Source organism: Agrobacterium sp. SUL3 (assembly GCF_001263295.1).
Taxonomy (GTDB): domain Bacteria; phylum Pseudomonadota; class Alphaproteobacteria; order Rhizobiales; family Rhizobiaceae; genus Agrobacterium; species Agrobacterium tomkonis.
Window position 1 is genome coordinate 69,978 of the sequence record NZ_KQ414517.1, and the last position, 21,173, is coordinate 91,150.

17 protein-coding genes are annotated in these 21,173 nt (G+C 60.9%); 11 read left to right on the top strand and 6 right to left on the bottom strand.

Features of this window, described 5'->3' with window-relative positions:
• Positions 1-171 precede the first annotated feature (171 nt).
• Positions 172-2,415 (top strand): putative bifunctional diguanylate cyclase/phosphodiesterase, encoded by a 2,244-nt coding sequence (locus AKG12_RS24690; protein ID WP_052820823.1) that lies wholly within the window; start codon positions 172-174, stop codon positions 2,413-2,415.
• Between the two features lie 8 nt (positions 2,416-2,423).
• Here AKG12_RS24690 and AKG12_RS24695 read toward each other — a convergent pair whose 3' ends face one another.
• The 3 genes from AKG12_RS24695 to AKG12_RS24705 all read right to left on the bottom strand — a co-directional run bounded on the left by AKG12_RS24695 (position 2,424) and on the right by AKG12_RS24705 (position 4,428).
• Positions 2,424-2,672 carry a hypothetical protein gene (locus AKG12_RS24695; protein WP_046801099.1) on the bottom strand — a complete coding sequence of 83 codons (249 nt, stop codon included), beginning with the start codon at positions 2,670-2,672 and terminating at the stop codon, positions 2,424-2,426.
• Between the two features lie 108 nt (positions 2,673-2,780).
• A complete protein-coding gene (locus AKG12_RS24700) occupies positions 2,781-4,067 on the bottom strand; it encodes a glycerate kinase type-2 family protein (protein ID WP_052820824.1) in 1,287 nt (428 codons plus the stop codon).
• Between the two features lie 4 nt (positions 4,068-4,071).
• Positions 4,072-4,428 (bottom strand): DUF1304 domain-containing protein, encoded by a 357-nt coding sequence (locus AKG12_RS24705; protein WP_052820825.1) that lies wholly within the window; start codon positions 4,426-4,428, stop codon positions 4,072-4,074.
• A gap of 230 nt (positions 4,429-4,658) precedes the next feature.
• On the opposite strand from AKG12_RS24705, the gene AKG12_RS24710 reads away from it, so the two are divergent.
• From AKG12_RS24710 to AKG12_RS24720, 3 genes are read left to right on the top strand one after another with little or no spacing between them, the layout of a single operon-like run.
• Positions 4,659-5,423: an ImuA family protein gene (locus AKG12_RS24710; protein ID WP_052820826.1), complete on the top strand. Its 765-nt coding sequence runs from the start codon at positions 4,659-4,661 to the stop codon at positions 5,421-5,423.
• On the top strand, positions 5,338-6,855 hold the full coding sequence (locus AKG12_RS24715) for a Y-family DNA polymerase (RefSeq protein ID WP_052820827.1): 1,518 nt from the start codon (positions 5,338-5,340) through the stop codon (positions 6,853-6,855). The genes AKG12_RS24710 and AKG12_RS24715 overlap by 86 nt, the downstream gene beginning before the upstream one ends.
• On the top strand, positions 6,852-10,127 hold the full coding sequence (locus AKG12_RS24720; protein WP_052820828.1) for an error-prone DNA polymerase: 3,276 nt from the start codon (positions 6,852-6,854) through the stop codon (positions 10,125-10,127). The genes AKG12_RS24715 and AKG12_RS24720 overlap by 4 nt, the downstream gene beginning before the upstream one ends.
• Before the next feature lie 14 nt (positions 10,128-10,141).
• Here AKG12_RS24720 and AKG12_RS24725 read toward each other — a convergent pair whose 3' ends face one another.
• Positions 10,142-10,780, bottom strand: coding sequence for a class I SAM-dependent methyltransferase (locus AKG12_RS24725; RefSeq protein ID WP_052820829.1), 639 nt, complete (start codon positions 10,778-10,780; stop codon positions 10,142-10,144).
• 83 nt (positions 10,781-10,863) lie between these two features.
• The gene (locus AKG12_RS24730; protein ID WP_046800881.1) at positions 10,864-11,802 is read right to left on the bottom strand and encodes an AraC family transcriptional regulator; all 939 of its coding nucleotides are present in this window, start codon (positions 11,800-11,802) and stop codon (positions 10,864-10,866) included.
• A gap of 182 nt (positions 11,803-11,984) precedes the next feature.
• On the opposite strand from AKG12_RS24730, the gene AKG12_RS24735 reads away from it, so the two are divergent.
• Positions 11,985-13,202 carry an MFS transporter gene (locus tag AKG12_RS24735; protein WP_052820830.1) on the top strand — a complete coding sequence of 406 codons (1,218 nt, stop codon included), beginning with the start codon at positions 11,985-11,987 and terminating at the stop codon, positions 13,200-13,202.
• Between the two features lie 126 nt (positions 13,203-13,328).
• Here AKG12_RS24735 and zigA read toward each other — a convergent pair whose 3' ends face one another.
• Complete coding sequence (gene zigA / locus AKG12_RS24740) at positions 13,329-14,531, bottom strand: zinc metallochaperone GTPase ZigA (RefSeq protein ID WP_052820842.1); 1,203 nt, start codon at positions 14,529-14,531, stop codon at positions 13,329-13,331.
• A gap of 297 nt (positions 14,532-14,828) precedes the next feature.
• Between zigA and aztA the strand changes: the two genes are divergently transcribed.
• From aztA to AKG12_RS24770, 6 genes are all read left to right on the top strand, one after another.
• Positions 14,829-15,686 carry a zinc ABC transporter ATP-binding protein AztA gene (gene aztA / locus AKG12_RS24745; protein ID WP_052820831.1) on the top strand — a complete coding sequence of 286 codons (858 nt, stop codon included), beginning with the start codon at positions 14,829-14,831 and terminating at the stop codon, positions 15,684-15,686.
• Complete coding sequence (gene aztB / locus AKG12_RS24750; RefSeq protein ID WP_082179036.1) at positions 15,679-16,545, top strand: zinc ABC transporter permease AztB; 867 nt, start codon at positions 15,679-15,681, stop codon at positions 16,543-16,545. The genes aztA and aztB overlap by 8 nt, the downstream gene beginning before the upstream one ends.
• Before the next feature lie 29 nt (positions 16,546-16,574).
• Positions 16,575-17,600, top strand: coding sequence for a zinc ABC transporter substrate-binding protein AztC (gene aztC, locus AKG12_RS24755; protein ID WP_052820833.1), 1,026 nt, complete (start codon positions 16,575-16,577; stop codon positions 17,598-17,600).
• 375 nt (positions 17,601-17,975) lie between these two features.
• Entirely contained in the window at positions 17,976-18,668 is a 693-nt protein-coding gene (locus tag AKG12_RS24760) for a FadR/GntR family transcriptional regulator (RefSeq protein WP_052820843.1), read from the top strand.
• Positions 18,665-19,837: a PLP-dependent transferase gene (locus tag AKG12_RS24765; protein ID WP_052820834.1), complete on the top strand. Its 1,173-nt coding sequence runs from the start codon at positions 18,665-18,667 to the stop codon at positions 19,835-19,837. Before AKG12_RS24760 ends, AKG12_RS24765 begins: the two co-directional genes overlap by 4 nt.
• Before the next feature lie 38 nt (positions 19,838-19,875).
• Complete coding sequence (locus AKG12_RS24770) at positions 19,876-21,135, top strand: ABC transporter substrate-binding protein (protein WP_052820835.1); 1,260 nt, start codon at positions 19,876-19,878, stop codon at positions 21,133-21,135.
• Positions 21,136-21,173 lie beyond the last annotated feature (38 nt).

Sequence of the window (21,173 nt, forward strand, 5' to 3'; positions counted from 1 at the left end):
GCCTCTCCCGTTCGCGGGGGAGGTTTTTTCTTTTCCTTTGGGCGGGAAATCTGTCTTTCATGAAAACCCCCCGCCATTTTAGGGAAGGATTTTTCAGCTTCGTGGCCAGACTGTCGTTTTATACCCGTATCTTTTTGGGGCGGCGTCACAATGCCGTTTAACGGCTTTTGAATGTTTCCTTCGCAAGATGATGCTTTCGAAGGGGAATTTATGCGGATTGCGCCGCGAAACATTGGGGAATATTTGCCGGTCGGGCGCAGAACCGCCGTCGGCATCGTATTGTCCACCTTTGCGCTGGTGCTTCTCATCGTCACCGCGCTGGTGCTGTCCGCTCTCAGCCAGGTCCGGGAAAAGGCGAACCTGCTTGACAATGCCCGCTCACGCGAGACCACGGCGGGCGCTCTGGTCACCTTCCGCGAGCAGCTTGGCGCTACGCTGAATGACTACGCCGCCTGGGACGACGCCGCCGAATATGTCTATGCGCCTGATAGGTTCGACTGGGTAGCCAGCAATTACGGCGACATGACGGTCAACAACGAGCTTTTCGACACCGCCGTTATTCTCGATGAGGATGGCAGGGTCCGCATGGCCTATCAGAACGGCAAGCCGGTCAAATGGGCGCATGACATCTATTTTGGTAGTGGCCTGAGAGAGATGATTGAACGCGTGCAGGCCATGCGTCCCGGCATTGCTTCGCAGGTCACGGGTTTCGTGAAGACCGAAGACGGTATCGCCGCCGCCGGCGTGGCGCTGGTGCGGCTCAAATCGGGCGTTCTGCCACCGGTTGGCGCTGAGCGGCGCTATCTGATTTTCGCCCGCCATCTCCGGCAGGCGACCGTGGACAAGCTTGCCCGCAACTACGTCATCGACGGCCTGGAACTGCAATATGGCGATGGACCGGTGGAGAACCATGTGGATATCGTCAATCCGCTGGGCAATGTGCTGGCCCGGCTCGCCTGGCGTTCGCACCTGCCGGGCGATGTCAGCTTCAGCGAGGCAAGGCCGATCGTCTTCACCGCACTCGGTATTGCCGGCACGTTCTTTCTGGTGCTGCTCATCATCGGCTCGGCCACGCTTGACCGGCTGAAGGCGGATGAGGCGGCGGCAAGGGAAGAGGCGCTGCGCGACCGCCTGAGCGGGCTCAGCAACCGCGCCGGCCTGTTTGCCAAATTGAACCGCATGGTTGGCAAGGCCCGTCACGACAAGACCGATATCAAGCTGCTCTACCTCGATCTCGACGGCTTCAAGGAAATCAATGATTCCTACGGCCATGCTGCCGGTGACCGGCTGATCAAGGGCGTGGCGGCGGCGCTTCGGGTGCTGATGCCGGAAGGCGCGGTGCTGGCGCGGCTCGGCGGCGATGAATTCGCCATTGCCATTCAGGGCAACGATGTCTGGTCGGAAGGCCGCAAGCTGTGTCTGGCGCTGCTTGAACTTTTCACCGAACCTTTCAGCATCGGTGAAAGGGTGGCGAGCATCGGCTGCAGCATCGGCACTTCGGTCTCCCGTGCCGGTGATATCAATGGCGAGGAATTGCTGCGCCGTGCCGATATGGCCATGTATCAGGCCAAGGAGAACGGGCGCGGGCGTTACGTTTCCTATGAGCTGAAGATGGATGCGCTGCGCGAGGAAAAGCTGCAGCTCGAAGCCGATCTTCGCTCCGCCATCCTCAACGACGAGATACAGGTGGTCTACCAGCCGGTCGTCAGTGCTGCCACGCGCTGCATCACCGGGGTGGAGGCGCTGGCCCGCTGGCAGCGGCCGGGATATGGTTTCGTGCCGCCGGATATCTTCATTGCCGCTGCCGAAACCAGCGGCCTTATCGACCGGCTCGGCCTTCTCGTCCTGCACAAGGCCTGCGAGACGGCGCAGCAATGGCCGTCCATCAAGTTATCGGTCAACATTTCCCCGGTGCAATTCCGCAATCCCGCCTTTTCCGGTTATGTGGCGGATATTCTCGCGGCCACGCAGACGCCATCCGAAAGGTTGCGCTTGGAAATGACGGAAGGTTATTTCATCCAGCATCCGGAGCGGGCAAGTGCTGCAATCGACAAGCTGAAACAGCTTGGCCTGCATATTGCGCTTGATGATTTCGGCGCTGGATTTGCAAGCGTCGGATATCTGCGCCGCTTCGGGTTCGACCGGATGAAGATCGACCGGTCGCTGGTCATGGCGCTGGAACACGGCGGCAGGTCGCTGGAAATGCTGCAGGCAACCGTGGCGCTGGCCAAATCGCTCGATATTCCGGTGACGGCGGAAGGCATCGAGACTGAGGAACAGGCCGCCATCCTGCATCTGTGCGGCTGCGATGAGTTGCAGGGTTACCTGTTTTCGAAACCGGTGGCCGCTGAAGACATCACCATCATGGTCGAAGGGCAGAACGCGCCGCTATTTGCACTTCGGGCAGGGGCATAAGACGACAATCAATTGATGCGTGTCGACTGCTGCGGCATCCGTTGTGTTACGGGGCAGCCGTCCTGCACCTTGGTCCAGGACGAGACGTTGAGCTTCATCTCGCAGCGCGCGAGATAGGAGCCGCCATCAACCTTCAGGCAGGATGTCTGGCCGAGTTCGAACATGGTGCCGCGATTTCGGCATTTGCAATTGTGAGCATCCGCCAAGGTGGGCATGAGGGCCATGATCAGCCCGGCTATGAGCACTCCAGAACGCATGGCTGAGGCTCCAAAGGACATGCCCTCAGATTATACCTCTCCGAGAATATAGTCAAAATGGTCTTGCCTGAGGATGGACGTAGCTGATGGCCTCGAACGCTGCCGATTTCAGCCGATCAAAATCGCCCTGATATCATTCACATTGGTCAGCGTCGGCCCCGTCACCACGAGATCACCGACCCCTTTGAAAGCGGTATAGCTGTCGTGGTTTACGAGCGACTGGCGCGGATCGACACCGGCAGCCCGCATGCGGGCAAGCGTATCCGGTGTCACCACGGCACCCGCCGCATCCTCCACGCCGTCTATGCCGTCGCTGTCGCCCGCAATCGCCCAGATGCCGTCTGCACCCTTCAGCGTCAGCGCAAGGCTCAGCAGGAACTCCGTATTGCGGCCGCCCTTGCCGGCCGGTCCCTTGCCGCCAACTCCCCTGTTCAGCGTGACAGTGGTTTCGCCGCCGGAAAGCAGCACGGCCGGGCCTTTGACCGGCAGGCCCTTGCGGCTGGCGGAAAGGGCGATGCCGGCCATGACGGCACCGACATCCCTGGATTCGCCTTCAAGGGAATCGCCGAGGATGAGCGGCGTAAGGCCGAGCTTCACCGCCTCTTCCGCCGCCGCCTGCAGGGCAAGCGAGGGGGCGGCGATCATCCTGACATCCTCATCGATATCGCCGGCCTTCGGTGTCTCCTCGCCCTTTTCCAATACCTTGCGCACGGTTTCGGGAAGGTCGAGTTCATAACGCGAGACGATTTCCCGCACGGTTTCAATATCGCTTGGATCGGCAACCGTCGGGCCGGAGGCGATCTCGGAGGGGTCGTCGCCCGGTACATCGGAAATCAGCAGCGATACGACCTTGGCCGGTTTGGCGGCCAGCGCCAGCCGCCCGCCCTTGATGCGGGAGAGGTGCTTGCGCACGGCGTTCATTTCAGAAATCGTCGCACCGCTGGCAAGCAAAGCACGGTTGACGGCCATCTTGTCCGCAAGCGTCATGCCTTCGGCGGGGGCGACCATCAGCGCCGAACCACCGCCGGAAATCAGCGCGATGACCATGTCGTCGGCGGTCAGGCCCTCAACGGCGGCGAGAATGCGTTTTGCTGCTTCCGCGCTCCTGTCGTCAGGCACGGGATGCGAGGCCTCGATGATTTCGATGCGACTGGTCGGAACGGCATGGCCATACCGGGTCACCACCACGCCGGAAAGATCGACATGCGGCCATGCCGCTTCGAGCGCTGCGGCCATGGCGGCCGAGGCTTTGCCGGCCCCAACCACCACGCAGCGGCCTTTGGGCGGGGAGGGAAGGTGGTGTTGCGGCACCTTTGCCGGATCGGCACTTGCGACTGCCGCCAGGAAAATCCGGTTGAGGGCGTCTTTGGCGCGGCTGTCATTCCATGCGGTCATCGGTTCATACTCCAATCCAGAGCGCGCCAAGCGCCAAAAGGGCGGGCAGTGCCTGAATGAACAGGATCTTCATGGTATTGGCGGTAACGGCGCCGAAAATACCGGCCACCAGAACGCAGATAAGGAAAAAGACCTTGAAGTTCAGCCCGGCATCGCCCTGCGCCAGCCCATAGATCAGCCCGGCCGCCAGAAAGCCGTTATAAAGCCCCTGATTGGCGGCGAGCACTTTTGTCTGCCGGGCAAACTCCGCTGAAAGGCCGAAGGCCTTGCGTCCGGCTGGTTTTTCCCACAGCAGCGTTTCCAGAATGACGATGTAAATGTGGATGGCCGCAACCACGGCAATCAGAATGCTGGCGATCATCGGCGGTTTCCTCCAAAACCCTGATGTCCGTGGCGCATCGGTTCTCGCAAGAAGAACGGCAGCGAGCGGACAATTCCGTTTTAACGGCGGGACGAAGCGCTGCAAGGGCTTAATCCTCTCTTCCCATGCAAACTGTTGATGAGCGGCAGCCTGTTGCTTGACTCTTTGCTGAAATAGGAACAAAACAAGAACAGTAAGATTAAAAATCCGGAATTGAAAACCGTCATGCCATGCAAAAGCGCGCGGACCAGTTGCTCGTTGTCGAAGAGCTGCGTGAAAGGCTGGAAAGGATCGGTAACGGCCCTCATCGCCTGCACGAGAGCTTGCCTTTCGGCGTGGATGCCATCGACCATCACCTGCCGGGAGGCGGGCTGAAGCTCGGTTGCCTGCATGAGGTAAGCGGCGGCGGCAATGGCGCTGCCGATGGTGCGGCGGCAGCGTTGTTTGCAGCCGGTGTGGCGGCACGGCTTTCCGGCAAGGTTTTATGGTGTGTCACCCGGCGGGATCTGTTCATGCCGGGCCTGACACAGGCCGGCCTGTCGCAGAACCGGCTCATCATCGTTGAATGCCGCGATGAGAAAGGCGTGCTCGACTGTTTTGAGGAGGGTTTGCGCTGCAATGGTTTCGGCGCGGTGATGGGCGAATTGGCGAAACTGCCGATGAATGCCTCGCGGCGGCTGCAACTGGCAGCGGAAACCTCAGGGGTTACCGGCATCGCCATCCGCCGCTTCCGGCGTCAAGCCGATGCGGCGCTGTTCGGCGAGCCGACGGCGGCGGTGACCCGCTGGCGCATTTCCGTGCGGCCTTCATCACCCCTGCCGGTGCCGGGGGTGGGCAGGCCGCGCTGGTTGCTTGAGCTTTTGCGATGTCGCGGCGGCGAAAGTGCTGAATTTGAAGTGGAAGCCTGTGATGCAAAGGGTCGTCTCGCTCTACCTGCCGACATGGCCGACGGATCGTTTCCGGCGTCTTTCGGGCAAGAACGCGCCGCCGGTTGAAAAGCCGCTGGTCATGATCGGCCGACAGGGCAGCCGCCGGCTGGTGCTGGCGCTCGACAAGGCGGCAAAGGCGGCGGGTATCCGGCCGGGCACGCCGGTCAGCAAGGCGCAGGCGTTGGTGCCGGGTCTTCTCGTTGAAGATCTGGATGCGGCTGATGATGCCCGCGCCCTGCAGCAGCTGGCATTTCATTTCCTGCGCATCTATGCCCCGATCGTCGCCGCCGACCCGCCGGACGGGCTGGTGCTGGACACAGCGGGTGCGGACCATCTGCACGGCAATGAGACGCTGATGCTGAGCGGCATGGTCAACCGCCTGCATGCCGCAGGCTTTGCCGCCCGCGCCGCCATTGCCGATAGCTGGGGCGCGGCCCATGCGCTGGCGCGTTTTAGCCGTGAGGCGATCAGCATCGTGCCGCCGGGCGGGCAGCGTGCGGCGATCAGCGGTTTGCCGCTTTCCGCGCTCCGGCTGGAGGAGCGCATTGTGTCCGGGCTGAAGGTGCTCGGTTTTCGCAGCATCGGCGAGCTTGCCGAAGCCCCGCGCGCGCCGCTGACCCTGCGTTTCGGCCCCGAGCTCGTCCGCCGTCTTTCCCAGGCGCTCGGGGAGATCGGCGAACCCATCGAACCGGTGCGGGTGGCTGAACTGGTGGAGGTGCGGCGCGCATTTCCCGAGCCGATTGCTGCGGCGGAGACGATTGCCCGTTATAGCCAAAAGCTGGTTATAGGCCTTTGCGCCGCGCTGGAAAGGCGCGGCCTCGGCGCGCGCCGTGTCGATCTGGTGCTGCACCGGGTGGATAGCGGCCTGCAGGCGGTGCGGGCCGGCACCTCCAGACCGGTGCGCGATGTCAAACAGCTTGTCCGGCTTTTGACCGACCGCATCGACACCATCGATCCCGGCTTCGGCATCGAGATGATGGTTTTGACCGCCACCTATGCCGAGCCGCTTGTCGCCGCGCAGGCCCGTTCCTCGCTTCTGGAGGAAGGCCGTGCGGACATCGCCGATACGGTCGATGTCATCCTCAATCGTGGTCATAAGGTCTATCGTTATGCGGCGGTGGCAAGCGATGTGCCGGAACGCTCCCTTGCTTCAGTTGCGGCGCTTGCGCCTGATGATACGCTTGGCTGGCCCGGCCACTGGCCACGCCCGGTCAGGCTTTTTGCAAGGCCGGAACCCATCGAGACGCTGGCGCTGCTGCCGGACCATCCGCCGCGTTATTTCCTCTGGAAAGGCGTGCGCCACAATGTGCGCCGCGCCGATGGGCCGGAGCGGGTGTTCGGGGAATGGTGGAAACGCGACCGGGAAAAAGCCGCCGTGCGCGATTATTTCATGGTGGAAAACGAAAGCGGCGAACGCTTCTGGATTTTCCGCTCCGGTGACGGCGAACATGCCGAAACGGGCTCGCAGGGCTGGTTCATCCACGGGGTTTTCGCATGAGCGCGCCGCGTTATGCCGAATTGCAGGTGACCACGCATTTTTCCTTCCTGCGCGGAGCGAGTTCCTGTGAAGAGCTTTTCGAACAGGCCAAAAGCCTCGGCATCGAGGCGCTCGGCATTGTCGACCGCAACAGCCTTGCGGGCATTCCCCGCGCTTACGAAGCCGCCAATAATCATGGTATCCGCCTCATCATCGGCTGCCGGCTCGATCTGGATGACGATCTTTCTGTGCTCGTCTACCCCATGGATCGCCCGGCTTACGGGCGGCTTTGCCGGCTGCTTTCCGTCGGCAAGAAAAGGGGTGGCAAGGGCAAATGCCGGCTGGCTTGGGATGATCTCGTTGCCTATGGCGAAGGCCTGATTGTCGTGCTGCTCGCTGACCTCGCGGATGATCTCTGCGCACTGCGGCTGCGACGTCTCAAAGCTGCTTTTGCCGACAGGGCCTATATGGCACTCAGCCTCCGAAGACGCCCCAACGACCAGATGCGGCTTTTCGAACTCTCGAACATGGCATTAGCCGCGGGTGTGCCGACCGTGGTGACCAATGACGTGCTGTTTCATGTGCCCGAGCGGCGCATGCTGCAGGATGTCGTCACCTGCATCCGGCACAATTGCACCATCGACGAGGCGGGTTTCCGGCGCGAGCGCCATGCCGACCGCTATATGAAACCGCCGGAAGAGATGCACCGGCTGTTTGCCCGTTACCCTGAAGCGCTTTCCCGCAGTCTTGAAATTGCGAAACGCTGCAAATTTTCGCTGAAGGAACTGGTCTACCAATACCCAGAGGAGCGCACCCTGCCGGGGCTGACGGCGCAGCAGGCGCTGGAGAAGATGGTCTGGGAAGCGGTGCCGGGGCGGTATCCGCATGGTGCACCGGAAAAGGTGGAAAGGGCGCTGCATCATGAACTTGGCCTGATCGGAAGGCTGGAATATGCCCCCTATTTCCTGACGGTGAACGCCATTGTTCGCCATGCGCGCTCATTGGATATTCTCTGCCAGGGACGCGGCTCGGCAGCCAATTCGGTTGTCTGCTACGTGCTCGGCATCACCGCCATTGATCCCCTCAAGGTCGATCTTCTGTTTGAACGTTTCGTTTCGGAAGAACGGCGCGAACCGCCTGACATCGATGTGGATTTCGAACATCAGCGGCGTGAGGAGGTCATCCAGTGGGTTTATGATACCTATGGTCGCGACAAGGCCGCACTGTGTTCGGTCGTCACCCGTTATCGCGGGCGTGGGGCGTTGCGCGATGTCGGCAAGGTTCTGGGCCTGCCGGAAGACTTGACGAAACTCCTCTCGTCGCAGGTCTGGCGCTGGAGCGAGGGGGTGGGTGAAAAGCAGGTGAAGGAACTGAACCTCAATATGGAGGATCGTCGCCTGAAACTTGCCTTTGAACTGGCCAACCAGCTTGTCGGCACACCGCGCCATCACAGCCAGCATCCGGGCGGCTTCGTTCTGACCCATGACCGGCTGGACGAGCTGGTGCCGATCGAACCCGCCGCCATGGATGATCGCCAGATCATCGAATGGGACAAGGACGATATCGATGTCGTGAAGTTCATGAAGATGGATTGCCTGGCACTTGGCATGCTTTCCTGCATGAAGCGCGGCTTCAACATGCTGGAGGAGCGGTATGGGGAGAAATACGATCTCACTTCCATGCCGGATGATGATGCGGCAACCTTCAAAATGATCCAGAAGGCCGATACGCTTGGCACCTTCCAGATTGAAAGCCGGGCGCAGATGTCGATGCTGCCACGCCTGAAGCCCGCAAAATTCTACGACCTCGTCATTCAGGTCGCCATTGTTCGTCCCGGCCCCATTCAGGGTGATATGGTACATCCATATTTGCGACGTCGTGACAAAAAAGAGGCGGAACATTATCCCAAAGAGGAGCTGAGAGGCGTGCTCGGCAAGACACTGGGCGTGCCGCTGTTTCAGGAACAGGCTATGCGCGTCGCCATCGAATGCGCCGGGTTTTCACCCGGCAAGGCGGATCAGTTGCGCCGCGCCATGGCAACCTTCAAGAATGTCGGCACCATTTCCAAATTCAGGCAGGATCTGATCGATGGTATGGTGGAGCGCGGTTATGAGCAGGAATTTGCCGAACGCATCTTCAAGCAGCTGGAAGGCTTCGGCAGTTATGGTTTTCCCGAAAGCCACGCGGCTTCCTTCGCGCTGATTGCTTACGCCTCTTCATGGCTGAAGTGCCATCATCCCGATATTTTCTGCACGGCGCTTCTCAATTCACAGCCCATGGGGTTTTACGCCCCGGCGCAGATCGTGCGCGATGCGCGCGATCATGGCGTGGAGGTGCGCCCGGTCTGCGTCAATAACAGCCGCTTCGATTGCACGCTGGAGCCTACGGGCAAGAAGAATGGCAAGGGTGAGGAGCGTTTTGCCGTGCGGCTTGGCCTGCGTCTGGTGAAGGGGCTTTCCAACAAACATGCTGCCGATATCGTCGCCGGCCGGCAGGACCGGGCGTTTGCGTCGGTGGATGATCTGTGGCGCAGGGCCGGCGTTCCGGCCGCTGCCCTTGTCTGTCTCGCCGAAGCCGATGCCTTTCTGCCGTCGCTTTCGCTTGCCAGACGCGAGGCGCTGTGGGCCATCAAGGCCTTGCGGGATGAGCCGCTGCCGCTTTTCGCCGCCGCTGCCATCAGGGAAAATGCCGTTATCGAAGAGCTTCAGGAACCCTCCGTCGCGCTCCGCCCCATGACTGATGGTGGCGAGGTGGTGCAGGATTACGGCCATGTGGGGCTGACGCTGCGCGAACACCCCATGACCTTCCTGCGTCGCGATCTTTCCCGCCGCCGCATCGTCACCTGTGCGGAGGCGGTGCGCGTTCGGGATGGCACATGGCTGGAAACGGCCGGTCTGGTGCTGGTGCGCCAGCGCCCCGGCTCGGCAAAGGGTGTGATCTTCATGACGCTGGAGGACGAGACGGGCATCGCCAATGCGGTGCTGTGGGTCAAAACCTTCGAAAAATACCGCCGCGTGGTACTGTCCGCCGGCATGGTCGGCATTTACGGCAAGATCCAGCGGGAAGGTGAGGTGGTGCATCTGGTCGCCCACCGGCTGACCGATCTGTCGGAGGCGTTGGCAAGCGTGGGCGAGCGCAACCACGCCTTTCCTCTGCCGCATGGGCGTGGTGACGAATTCCATCACGGCATGCCGCCGGATGATCACCGCGTCATCAGGAAACGCCCGCCGCCCGCCGACCATGATGACGATGCGGTCGAGCGGATAAAGGTCATTTCGCGCAATTTCCACTGAGAGGGCGGCTCGACTCACCTCTTGCGCGCCACGATGTAAGGGCGGTTGTCATGGCCCTTCGTTGCGTGAATTTCCGTTGCCAGAATGTCGAAACCACTGGCGCTTATATGCCGGCCAAGCTCGGCGGCGTTGAACACGCCGGCATAGGGCGCCTTGCCTATTGCGCGCATCACCGGCAGGACAAGGCGGATAAGCGGGTTCATATCGCCGACACAAGGGGTCTTGGTAATGAGCAGGCCGTGCGCGGCAAGCAGGGCGTGAATGTGCCGCAGCGTGCCGGGCAGGTCGCGGACCAGATGAAGATAGTTGAAACCCAGCACCGCGTTGAACTGCATGTCGCCGGGCACAAGCGCTTCCGCAGTCGTTACGCTGAAGGTGAGGTTGTGGAGAGAGCCGGTGGCTTGTTTTCTCTCCTCGGCGATTGCGATCATGGCGGCGGAAATATCCGTCGCAAGATAGTCTTTGACGCCGCCTGCCAGCCGGATCGCCGTTGTCCCGGTGCCGCAGCCCAGTTCCAGTATGCTGTCGTCGGGTTTCAGCAGGGCACGGGTCCGCTCCAGCGTGCGCGCATATCCAGCCTCGTCTGAAATCCTGCCTTTCGCATATTTCCGTGCTGACCGGTTCCAGAAACGGGCGTCGTCGGCCATGCTCATGGTGGATGCTCCCCGGACGGCGCCCTTCCGCTTCAGGCGGATCTGTTCTTACACAGTATCCTTACCCGGTTTGTCTGAAGCTTTTAAGCCGCATCCTCCAGCCCGGCCGCGTCCTTCCGGCGGAACTGGCTGGGTGGCGCGCCGAGCACCCGTTTGAAGGCGCGGCTGAAGGAGGCTTCGGAATCGTAACCGAGCTTTTCCGCCGCCAGCGTCACGCGCATGCCTTCGCGCAGCCATAGCCGCGCCTGATGCATGCGCACGCGTACCACATAACGGGCCGGGCTTTCACCCACTATGCGGGTGAAACGTTCCGCGAAACTGGAGCGGGATGCGCCCATCAGCGAGGCAAGCTCCTCCACGCTCCAGTCCTTTTCCGGGCTGAGATGGATGGCGGCCAGCACCCGCCCGAGTTCGGGATTGCGCACGGCGGCCAGCCAGCCGCTGGAATCGCCGCAGCCATATTCCACCCAGGTGCGGATCAGGGTCGCGGTCAGCACATCGGCAAGCCTTGCGAGAATGCCGCCGGCGCCGACGCGGTTCAGCTCCACTTCGCGCGCCATGGCTTCCAGCAGGTGGGGAATGGCCGGGTCGCTTTTGGCCAGATCGCTGGTCAACATCACATCCGGCATCAGCTGCAACAGCGGGTGCAGATTATCCATGTTGAAACGCATGGAAGCGGTAAAGGCCACGGTATCGCCGCCGGCGCTGGCGCATTGCATGTCGAAAATGCCCTGGCAGACTTCCTTTTTGCCGAAACGGTCAAAGGGCGAGGGCGTCACATTCTCACCGCTGGCAAGCACATGGGCGTGCCCGCGCGGCAAAAGCACGGCATCGCCGCATTTCAGCATCAGCCATTCGCCGGAAGGTTTTCGCAGTTTCGCCTGGCCGACACCGATGAAATGAAACCGCGCCGCTTCCTGTTCGGGAAAGGCAGTCGCCCAGGGGGTGGCCATGCGGCAGCGGCCATATTCCACGCCGTCAAGCCTCAGACCTCGCAGCATTTCCGTCAGGGCATCATTCATGACATCTCGCAAATTCGGACGATTGGTTAAGGAATACGGATTTTCTAGCATGGAAACGCCGGGATGTCACGCATAGCTTATGACCATCGATTTGCGGGCGCTGAACCGGCCTCCCAGCGGTTTCATCGTTATTGCCTTTCCATTTCAGGGCGCATTCTGACAATGCGCATCAGGAGATTTTCATGAAGAACCGGACCATAAACGAACTCGAATATGTGCCGCGCAGAAAAGAGCCGGATGCGAAGTGGGCCGCCGTGGTTTCGCTTTCTCTCGGCGTCTTCGGGCTGGTGACGGCGGAATTTCTGCCGGTCAGCCTTCTGACGCCGCTATCGGAAGATCTTGCCATCAGCTCCGGCATTGCCGGGCAATCCATCACCGTCACTGCGCTGGTTGCGGCGATTGCCGGCCCCGGTGTCGTTATCGGCACACGCGGCATCGACCGCCGCTGGACACTTCTCGGGCTGACCACGCTGCTGATCATTTCCAGCACGCTTGCCGCCTTTGCCAACGGGCTTTTCATGCTGTTCGCATCGCGCGTTCTGCTCGGCATCGGCCTTGGCGGTTTCTGGGCCATGTCGGCGGCGCTGGCGTTGAGACTCGTGCCGCTCGATAAGATGCCGCGCGCAATGGCCATCATCCTCACGGGGGTTTCGGTCGCTACGGTCTGCGCCGCACCGGTGGGCGCATGGATCGGCGCGACGCTCGGCTGGCGTTCTGCCTTCGTGGTTGCAGGTGTGCTCGGTGTCATCGCACTTGCCGTGCAGCTGCTCACCATTCCGTCTCTGCCGCCGGCCGGCGCACCCGGTCTCTCCACCATGTTCCGGCTGTTGCAGCGGCCGCAGGTCCGGATCGGCCTTCTGACAACGCTGTTCATCGTTGCGGGTCACTTTGCCGGCTTCACCTATGTTCGTCCGTTCCTCGAAGACGTGCCGCAGCTCGGCGTTGAAGCGATTTCCCTCGTTCTTCTGGTCTATGGTATCGGCGGCTTTTTCGGCAATCTCTTCGGCGGTTTCCTTGCCGAGAAGAACACGGCATGGGCGGTGACCTTTGCCGCGACGCTGATTGCCGCTTCGGCCTCCATTCTGGTGATTGCCGGCGCATCTCCCGTCGTTGCCGGCGTCGCCATCGCTTCCTGGGGTTTTGCCTTCGGCGCGCTTCCGGTCAGCGTCCAGAGCTTCATCACCCGGGTGGCTTCCGATGAGGCGGAAAGCGCCGGTGCGCTGCTGCTCACCACCTTCCAGATCGCCATTTCCAGCGGCGCGGTTCTGGGCGGCCTGCTGATCGATCTGCAGGGGGCGACGATGGTCTTCGTCTTCGTGGCGATTGCAGCGCTTCTCGGCGCCTCGCTCATGGCGTCGCGCCGTGGTGTGGTGCCGCAGGTCGAGGCGTCGCAGGGATAAGAACCCGGCCAAACAAAAAGGCCCGCATCCGTGCGGGCCTCCGGATAAGAGCCGCGTAATGCGGCTCTTTTTTTGTCGGGTGAGGGGCAGGGGGAACCGGATGTCCAGTGCGTCGCCCCGGCCCGGTTAAGCGGCCTGTCTGTCCCAGTTGGCGAAGGGGTCCGGCAGGTGCCGCCACGCATCCGGCGTGAAGGCATCGGTGTCGATCAGGCAGGCATCAAGCTGGGCGCGGATGCGGGCCTCGCTCATGGGATCGGAACCGATGAAGACGATTTCCTGTCGCCTGTCACCAAAGACCGGGTCGAGATAGGGCTTCATCATGTCGAGAAACTGTTTTTCACGCGGCCATTGCTCCTTCGGCACGGCGGACCACCACAAACCCATCTTGCCGGTGCGGACCAATGCGCCCGCCTGGCTGATCTCGCCGACATAACGCGGCCGCGTCGCCAGCCAGAAGAAGCCTTTGGCGCGCACCACCCCCGGCCAGGCACGATCGATAAAGCGCTGGAACAGCACGGGGTCGAACGGTTTTTTAGCGCGGTAAACGAAGGAGCGGATGCCATATTCCTCGGTTTCGGGAATGTGGTCCTTAAAGCCGTGCAGTTCCTTGAACCACAGGGGATGTTCTTCGGCCCTGGCGAAATCGAAGCGACCGGTGCCGAGCACCTCCTTCAGTTCCACCCTGCCGAAATCGGCCTCGATGAGTTTCGCATCCGGGTTCAGACCGACGATGATCTTGCGGGCCGCATCCCGCTCCTCTGGCGTGGCGGTGCCGATCTTGTTGAGGACGACCACATCGGCAAATTCGATCTGCTCGACCAGAAGGTCAACGATGGTTCGGTTGTCGCCATCACCCGCCGTTTCGCCCCGGTCGGCCAGAAAATCGGACGAACCGTAGTCATTGAGGAGATTGGCGGCATCCACCACCGTCACCATCGTATCCAGCTGCGCGACATCCGACAGGCTGCGGCCGTTCTCGTCACGGAAATCGAAGGTGGCGGCCACGGGAAGCGGCTCGGCGATGCCGGTGGATTCAATCAGCAGATAATCGAAGCGACCCTGTTCGGCGAGCGCACGGACCTCGGTCAAGAGGTCGTCGCGCAGTGTGCAACAGATGCAGCCATTGGTCATTTCCACAAGCTGTTCCTCGGTGCGCGAGAGATTGGCGCCGCCATCCCGCACCAGCGCCGCATCGATATTGATTTCGCTCATATCGTTGACGATCAACGCCACGCGCAGGCCATCGCGATTGGCGAGGATGTGGTTGAGAAGGGTGGTCTTGCCAGCGCCTAAAAAGCCGGAGAGGACGGTGACGGGAAGCTTTTTCATGGGGACCTCGTTCTGTGGCAGCAGTCGCGTGGACGTCATGACGACCACGGCAGGCGATCTGGAAACGGAGGGTTTTTGAAGTGCCGGTTCCAGCTATGTAACGTAATAACATTACATGCATGCGACATGTCAACGGGCTTTGGAAAAAAAGCATCTGCGGAAGATTGAGGTCTTGCGCAACAGTGCGCCACCCGAACTTTCCAACAGTTAATGTTATTTCATTACATATTCGTTTGACGAATGTAATAACATTACATATCAAGGGCCATCGAATGAAACCCCGCCCAGGAGGGATCGATGAGCGATCCGTGCCTCACCTTCACAAATCTGACGCTTGGATATGCCGGCCGCGCAGCCGTGCATCATCTCGATGGCGATATCACCAAGGGATCGCTCACCGCGGTCATCGGCGCCAATGGCTCGGGAAAATCGACGCTGATGAAGGGTATCGCCGGTATCTTGAAACCACTCGGCGGTGAATGCCGGATCAGTTCAGGCATTTCCGTCGCCTATCTGCCGCAGCAGTCGGAACTCGACCGGTCGTTCCCGGCTCAGGTGCGCGATCTCGTTGCGCTGGGTCTCTGGCCGAAACGCGGCCTGCTTGGTCGTCACCGTTCCCAAGACAAAGCGGCGATGGGTCGGGTGATGGAAGCGGTCGGGCTTTCCGGTTTTGAAAAGCGCAATATCGACTCGCTTTCCGGCGGCCAGATGCAACGTGCCCTGTTTGCCCGCGCCATGTTGCAGGATGCACAGTTGATCCTGCTGGATGAACCCTTCAATGCCGTCGATGAGCGCACCGTCACCGATCTTCTGGTGCTGATCAAGGCATGGGTTGCGGAAGGGCGCACGGTGCTCGCCGTCCTTCACGACCATCAACTGGTGCGGCAGCATTTTCCCCAGACCCTGTTCCTCGCGCGGCGTCTCGTGGGCCTCGGCCCGACAGCCGATGTCCTGAAGCCGGAAAACATGCGCCAGGCGCGGCATTTCCACGAGGCATGGGAGGAAAACGCACCGTGGTGTGCGCCGGGTGATGCGCCAAGGAACAATGCGCCCGTGACCAATACGCCAACGACCCATGCGCTCTATGTCGGGCCGCGGGCGGCGTCATCCCATTCCCACCTCCACTCCCACGCAGATTCGAATGCGCATGGCTGATTTCTTCATCGAACCCTTTGTTCAATATGTCTTCATGCAGCGGGCGCTTGCCGGCGCCTTGATCCTTGCCATCAGCTGCGGGCCGGTCGGGGTATTCCTGATGCTGCGCCGCATGAGTCTTACGGGCGATGCCATGTCACATGCCATCCTGCCGGGAGCGGCCGTCGGTTTTCTGTTTTACGGGCTGGAAATCCTGCCGATGACGATCGGCGGGCTGGTGGTCGGCCTCGTGGTGGCGCTGGGTGCCGGCGCGGTATCGCGTTTCACCGTCCAGAAGGAAGATGCCTCGCTTGCCGCCTTTTATCTGATTTCACTGGCGCTCGGCGTGCTGCTCGTTTCGTGGCGCGGCTCCAGCGTCGATCTCATGCATGTGTTGTTCGGCACCGTGCTGGCGCTGAACAACGAGGCGCTTGGCCTTATCAGCGGCATCTGCATCGTGACGCTGGTGGTGATGATCACCTTCTGGCGGGCGCTTCTGGCGGAATGCCTCGATCCCCTGTTCCTGCGCTCGGTCAGCAACTGGGGCAGCCCGGTGCATTTCCTCTTCCTTGCCATCGTCGTGCTCAATCTGGTCGGCGGCTTTCAGGCGCTCGGAACGCTGCTTTCGGTGGGCCTGATGATGTTGCCCGCCGCTGCCAGCCGTTTCTGGTCCAACCGCGTGGCGCCCATGTGCTTCATCTCGATCGGCATCGGCATGGTGTCCTGCTTTGCCGGCCTCATCCTGTCCTATCACGCGTCGCTGCCCTCAGGCCCGGCGATCATCCTGTCCGCGGGCGTCATCTACGCGCTCTCCATTCTCGTCGGCACGCGCGGCGTGCTCGGCGATCTTCTCGGTTCCGGCCGCCACAGAGCAGCCTGAAAACAGCGTTCGAAAAAAGGAGAACCTTCATGTTCAGAACCTTCCGTCTTGCCACCTGCGCAAGCCTTCTTACCCTCTCCCCGGTCCTGATGGCCCAGGCGTCCGCCGCCGAATTAAAGGTCGTGGCCAGCTTCTCGATCATTGCCGATTTCGCCAAAAATGTCGGCGGCGACCGCATCGAGATCACGACGCTGGTCGGGCCGGATGGCGATGCGCATGTCTATGAGCCGCGCCCGGCCGATGCGGTTGCCGTCAGCAAGGCTGGCGTCGTGCTGGTCAATGGCCTGGAATTTGAAGGCTTCCTGAAGCGGCTGATCGACACCAGCGGCACCAAGGCGCCTGTCGTTGAACTGACCAAGGGTGTCGAACCGCTGAAGCTTTCCGAAGAACCGGCCGGCCATGCCCATCCGGAAGCGGAAGAAGAGGAAGGCCACGACCACAAGGCGGAAGAAGCCGGCCACAGCCAGGAGACCGCCGAGGCCCATGATCACGACCACGGCCATGAAGGTCACCACCATCACGGTGAATTTGACCCACATGCCTGGCAGTCGATCAAGAACGCCGAAATATACGTGAAGAACATTGCCGGCGCATTTTGCGAAGTCGACAAGGCCGGTTGCGCGACATACACCGCCAATTCCGATGCCTATATCGCCAAGCTTGCCGCCCTGAATGAAAAGGTGAAGACCGAGATTGCCGCCATCCCGCCGGAAAAGCGCGTCATCATCACTTCGCATGATGCCTTCGGTTATTTCGAGCACGCTTATGGACTGAACTTCCTTGCGCCCGAGGGCATCTCAACGGAATCCGAAGCTTCGGCTGCCGATGTCGCCAAGCTCGTGGATCAGGTCAAACACGACAAGGCATCGGCGATCTTCGTCGAAAACATCACCGACAAGCGACTGATCGACCAGATCGCCAGCGAAACTGGCCTTAAGGTTGGCGGCACGCTCTATTCCGACGCGCTTTCCACCGCCGATGGTCCGGCCGCGACCTATATCGACATGATCAACCACAATATCCAGACCATCAAGGCAGCGGTTCTGACGCAGTAAGTTGCGTGAACTCAATGAATCAAAGGAGGGTGGCTCAAGGCCACCCTCTGCCTTTTGTTGAACCTTTCCCTGCACGCGGCGTCATGCTCGGGCCTGTCCCGAGGATCCACACACGTCTCGTTTAGTCGAGACGGAGCAGATGCTCGGGACAGGCCCGAGCATGACGAAAGAGAGGCTTTCGGCCTTTGTCATCCACGTCGTGCTGGCAATCTTCGCCTTTTTGCGATCCGCTGAAATTCCCCCCCGCACCTCCAATACGAACGAGCATGGGCAGCGATCTTCCCGTTGCCCGTTGACAATCGATCCGCCCTTTGAAATGGTAAGATGTCAGACCAATTTAGAGGGTACGTTTTGGACAGGTCCAGCCGGGAACTGATGCAGCCCATTCCGCCGAGCGACCGCGTGCGCCAGGTTGAGGCAGCGCTTTCCGACTATGTGGAGCGGGCAGGGCTGAAGGCCGGAGAACGGCTGCCGGCCGAGCGGGAGCTGATGGCGGCGCTGGGTGTCGGGCGGTCCACCATTCGCGAAGTTATCCGTAAATTTCAGGCGCTCGGTGTCATCGACAGCCGCAAGGGCAGCGGCAATTATCTGCTGAAGCCGATTTCCGCCGCCACCGTGCATATGCCGATTTCCATCGATGCCGAAAGCCTGCGTGATGCGCTGCTGATGACGCTGGAAGTGCGGCGCGGCATCGAAGTGGAGGCCTCCATGGCCGCTGCGCGCCGCCGCACGGCAGACGATATCGCCACGATGGAAGCGCGGCTTGATGAGATGGAGCGGGTGCATCTGGCCGAAGGCACCTCCGGTAAAGCCGATCTTGCCTTCCATCTGTCGATTTATGACGCCACCCATAATACGCTGTTCAAGCAGCTTCTGGAGCAGATGCGCGAAGGTTTCGAACGTTTCTGGTCTAAGCCGTTCGATCGCCCGGACTTTGCCGGCCGCTCCTTCCCCTTTCACCGCACGCTGTTCAACGCCATCGCCGCCGGCGATGCGGCCGGTGCGCGTGAAGAAACACTGAAAATCCTCGCCGTCGTCGAGGAGGATATCAAGGACATGTCGAAATGAACCATGGCAACGATCTCTTCGATCCCGCCTCATTTATCGTTGCGCATGACGAGGCCCACGCCTTCGAGGCCGTGGTGCCGCCCATCGTGCAGACCTCGCTTTTCACCTTTTCCAGCTATGACGAAATGGTTTCCACCTATCGCGGCGAAAAGGTGCGGCCGGTCTATACGCGCGGATTGAACCCCACGGTGCGGCTGTTTGAGGAGATGTTGGCGAAGCTGGAAGGGGCCGAAGATGCGCTCGGTTTTGCGAGCGGCATGTCGGCCATTTCCTCCACCGTGCTTTCCTTCGTTTCGCCCGGTGACCGGATCGTCGCCGTGCGCCATGTCTATCCCGATGCATTCCGCCTGTTCGGCACCTTCATGCAGCGCATGAATATCGAAGTGACCTATGTCGACGGCCGTGATGAAGCGGCGGTTGAAAAGGCGATGCCCGGCGCGAAGCTGTTCTACATGGAAAGCCCGACGAGCTGGGTGATGGAAGCGCATGATGTCGGCGCGCTCGCCGCCATCGGCAAGCGACATGGTGCCGTCACCGTCATCGACAATTCCTGGGCAAGCCCGGTCTTCCAGCAGCCGATTTCGCTCGGCGTCGATCTCGTCGTGCATTCGGCGTCGAAATATCTCGGCGGTCACAGCGATGTGGTCTCCGGCGTGGTGGCGGGATCGAAGGCGATGATCGACCGCATCCGGGCGGAGACCTATCCCTATCTCGGCGGCAAGATGTCGCCTTTCGATGCCTGGCTGCTCATTCGCGGGCTTCGCACCCTGCCGCTGCGCATGAAGGCGCATCAGGCCTCGGCGCTTGAGATCGCAACCCGCCTGCAGGCGCTGGATGTGGTGGAGAAGGTCTGCCATCCGGGGTTGGCGAACCGTTTGCCGCCCGGTCTCAACGGCACGTCGGGCCTGTTTTCCTTCGTCTTCAAGGAAGGGGTGGATGTGCGCGCTTTTGCCGACCGCCTGAAGCTTTTCAAACTGGGTGTTTCCTGGGGCGGGCATGAAAGCCTCATCGTCCCCGGAGAAGTGGTGCTCGAACAGAAGGCGCAGCCAAACTCTGCCCACACCTTCGGCATCAGCGCGCGTTCGGTGCGCCTGCATGTCGGGCTGGAGGGCACGGAAGCCCTCTGGAACGATCTCGAACCCGCGATCAAGGCGGCCTCCGCCGCCTGACGTGTTTTAAAACTGACCACAAAAAAGGGGAGAACGACATGAAAAAACTGGTAACAGCCGCAATCTTCACCGCCCTGATGACCGGAACGGCGCTGGCGGATACGACCCTCAAGCTGGTGGAAGTCATCACCAGCCCGGAACGCACCGAGACGCTGAAGGGCATCGTCTCGAAATTCGAGGCTGCCAATCCCGGCACCAAGGTGGAAATCATCTCTCTGCCGTGGAGCGAAGCTTTCCAGAAATTCGCCACCATGGTCTCGGCCGGCGATGTGCCTGATGTGATGGAAATGCCCGACACATGGCTGTCGCTCTACGCCAATAATGGCATGCTCGAAAGCCTTGAGCCTTACCTCGCCAAGTGGGAACACACCGCGGGCCTGAGCGAGCGCACGCTGGAACTCGGCCGTGACGTGAAGGACACGGCCTATATGCTGCCCTATGGTTTCTACCTGCGCGCCATGTTCTACAACAAGAAACTGCTGGCCGAAGCCGGCGTGAAGGAGCCGCCGAAGGCGCTTGACGAATTTGCCGATGCTTCCAAGAAGGTCGCGGCACTTCCCGGCAAATACGGCTATTGCCTTCGCGGCGGCCCGGGTGGCCTCAACGGCTGGGTCATGTTCGGCGCCTCCATGGCCGGCTCGAACGAGTTCTTCACCAAGGACGGCACCTCCACCTTCGACAGCCCCGGCTGGGTGAAGGGCCTGACCTATGTGATCGACCTCTACAAGAACGGCTTGGCGCCGAAGGACAGCGTCAACTGGGGTTTCAACGAAATCGTTGCCGGCTTTTATTCCGGCACCTGCGCCTTCCTCGATCAGGATCCGGATGCGCTGATCGCCATTGCCCAGCGCATGAAGCCGGAAGATTTCGGCATCATGACCATGCCTAAGGGACCTGACGGCAAGACCTTCCCGACGATTGGTTTTGCAGGTTGGTCGATGATGTCGAAATCCGAAAACAAGGACCTGTCCTGGAAGCTGATCGAGACGCTCGAAGGGCCGGAAGGCAATATCGAGTGGAACAAGAAGACCGGTGCGCTGCCGGTGCACAAGTCGGCGGAGAAGGACCCCTTCTACGCCAGCGAGCAGTTCAAGGGCTGGTTCGACGAGCTGGCGGACAAGAACGCCGTGCCGACAACGATGCCGACCTATCTTGAGGAATTCGCCTTCTTCAAGGATTCGCTTGTCATCAAGACATCGCAGGAAGCGTTGCTCGGCGATATCACGCCGGAAGACCTCGCCAAGCAATGGGCTGATTACATGACCAAGGCGCAGCAGAAGTTCCTGGCCTCGAAGTAACGACATTGACCGGCTGCGCGGGCGCAAATGCCCGTGCG

Excerpts from the sequence above, each read along its gene's own strand:
- AKG12_RS24690 (WP_052820823.1), top strand. The coding sequence starts at position 172 with ATGTTTCCTTCGCAAGATGATGCTTTCGAAGGGGAATTTATGCGGATT.
- aztC (WP_052820833.1), top strand. The coding sequence starts at position 16,575 with ATGTTCAGAACCTTCCGTCTTGCCACCTGCGCAAGCCTTCTTACCCTC.
- AKG12_RS24720 (WP_052820828.1), top strand. The coding sequence starts at position 6,852 with ATGAGCGCGCCGCGTTATGCCGAATTGCAGGTGACCACGCATTTTTCC.
- AKG12_RS24695 (WP_046801099.1), bottom strand. The coding sequence starts at position 2,672 with ATGCGTTCTGGAGTGCTCATAGCCGGGCTGATCATGGCCCTCATGCCC.
- aztB (WP_082179036.1), top strand. The coding sequence starts at position 15,679 with ATGGCTGATTTCTTCATCGAACCCTTTGTTCAATATGTCTTCATGCAG.
- AKG12_RS24760 (WP_052820843.1), top strand. The coding sequence starts at position 17,976 with ATGCAGCCCATTCCGCCGAGCGACCGCGTGCGCCAGGTTGAGGCAGCG.
- AKG12_RS24710 (WP_052820826.1), top strand. The coding sequence starts at position 4,659 with ATGCAAAAGCGCGCGGACCAGTTGCTCGTTGTCGAAGAGCTGCGTGAA.
- AKG12_RS24725 (WP_052820829.1), bottom strand. The coding sequence starts at position 10,780 with ATGAGCATGGCCGACGACGCCCGTTTCTGGAACCGGTCAGCACGGAAA.
- AKG12_RS24735 (WP_052820830.1), top strand. The coding sequence starts at position 11,985 with ATGAAGAACCGGACCATAAACGAACTCGAATATGTGCCGCGCAGAAAA.
- aztA (WP_052820831.1), top strand. The coding sequence starts at position 14,829 with ATGAGCGATCCGTGCCTCACCTTCACAAATCTGACGCTTGGATATGCC.
- AKG12_RS24730 (WP_046800881.1), bottom strand. The coding sequence starts at position 11,802 with ATGAATGATGCCCTGACGGAAATGCTGCGAGGTCTGAGGCTTGACGGC.
- AKG12_RS24705 (WP_052820825.1), bottom strand. The coding sequence starts at position 4,428 with ATGATCGCCAGCATTCTGATTGCCGTGGTTGCGGCCATCCACATTTAC.
- zigA (WP_052820842.1), bottom strand. The coding sequence starts at position 14,531 with ATGAAAAAGCTTCCCGTCACCGTCCTCTCCGGCTTTTTAGGCGCTGGC.
- AKG12_RS24715 (WP_052820827.1), top strand. The coding sequence starts at position 5,338 with ATGCAAAGGGTCGTCTCGCTCTACCTGCCGACATGGCCGACGGATCGT.
- AKG12_RS24765 (WP_052820834.1), top strand. The coding sequence starts at position 18,665 with ATGAACCATGGCAACGATCTCTTCGATCCCGCCTCATTTATCGTTGCG.
- AKG12_RS24770 (WP_052820835.1), top strand. The coding sequence starts at position 19,876 with ATGAAAAAACTGGTAACAGCCGCAATCTTCACCGCCCTGATGACCGGA.
- AKG12_RS24700 (WP_052820824.1), bottom strand. The coding sequence starts at position 4,067 with ATGACCGCATGGAATGACAGCCGCGCCAAAGACGCCCTCAACCGGATT.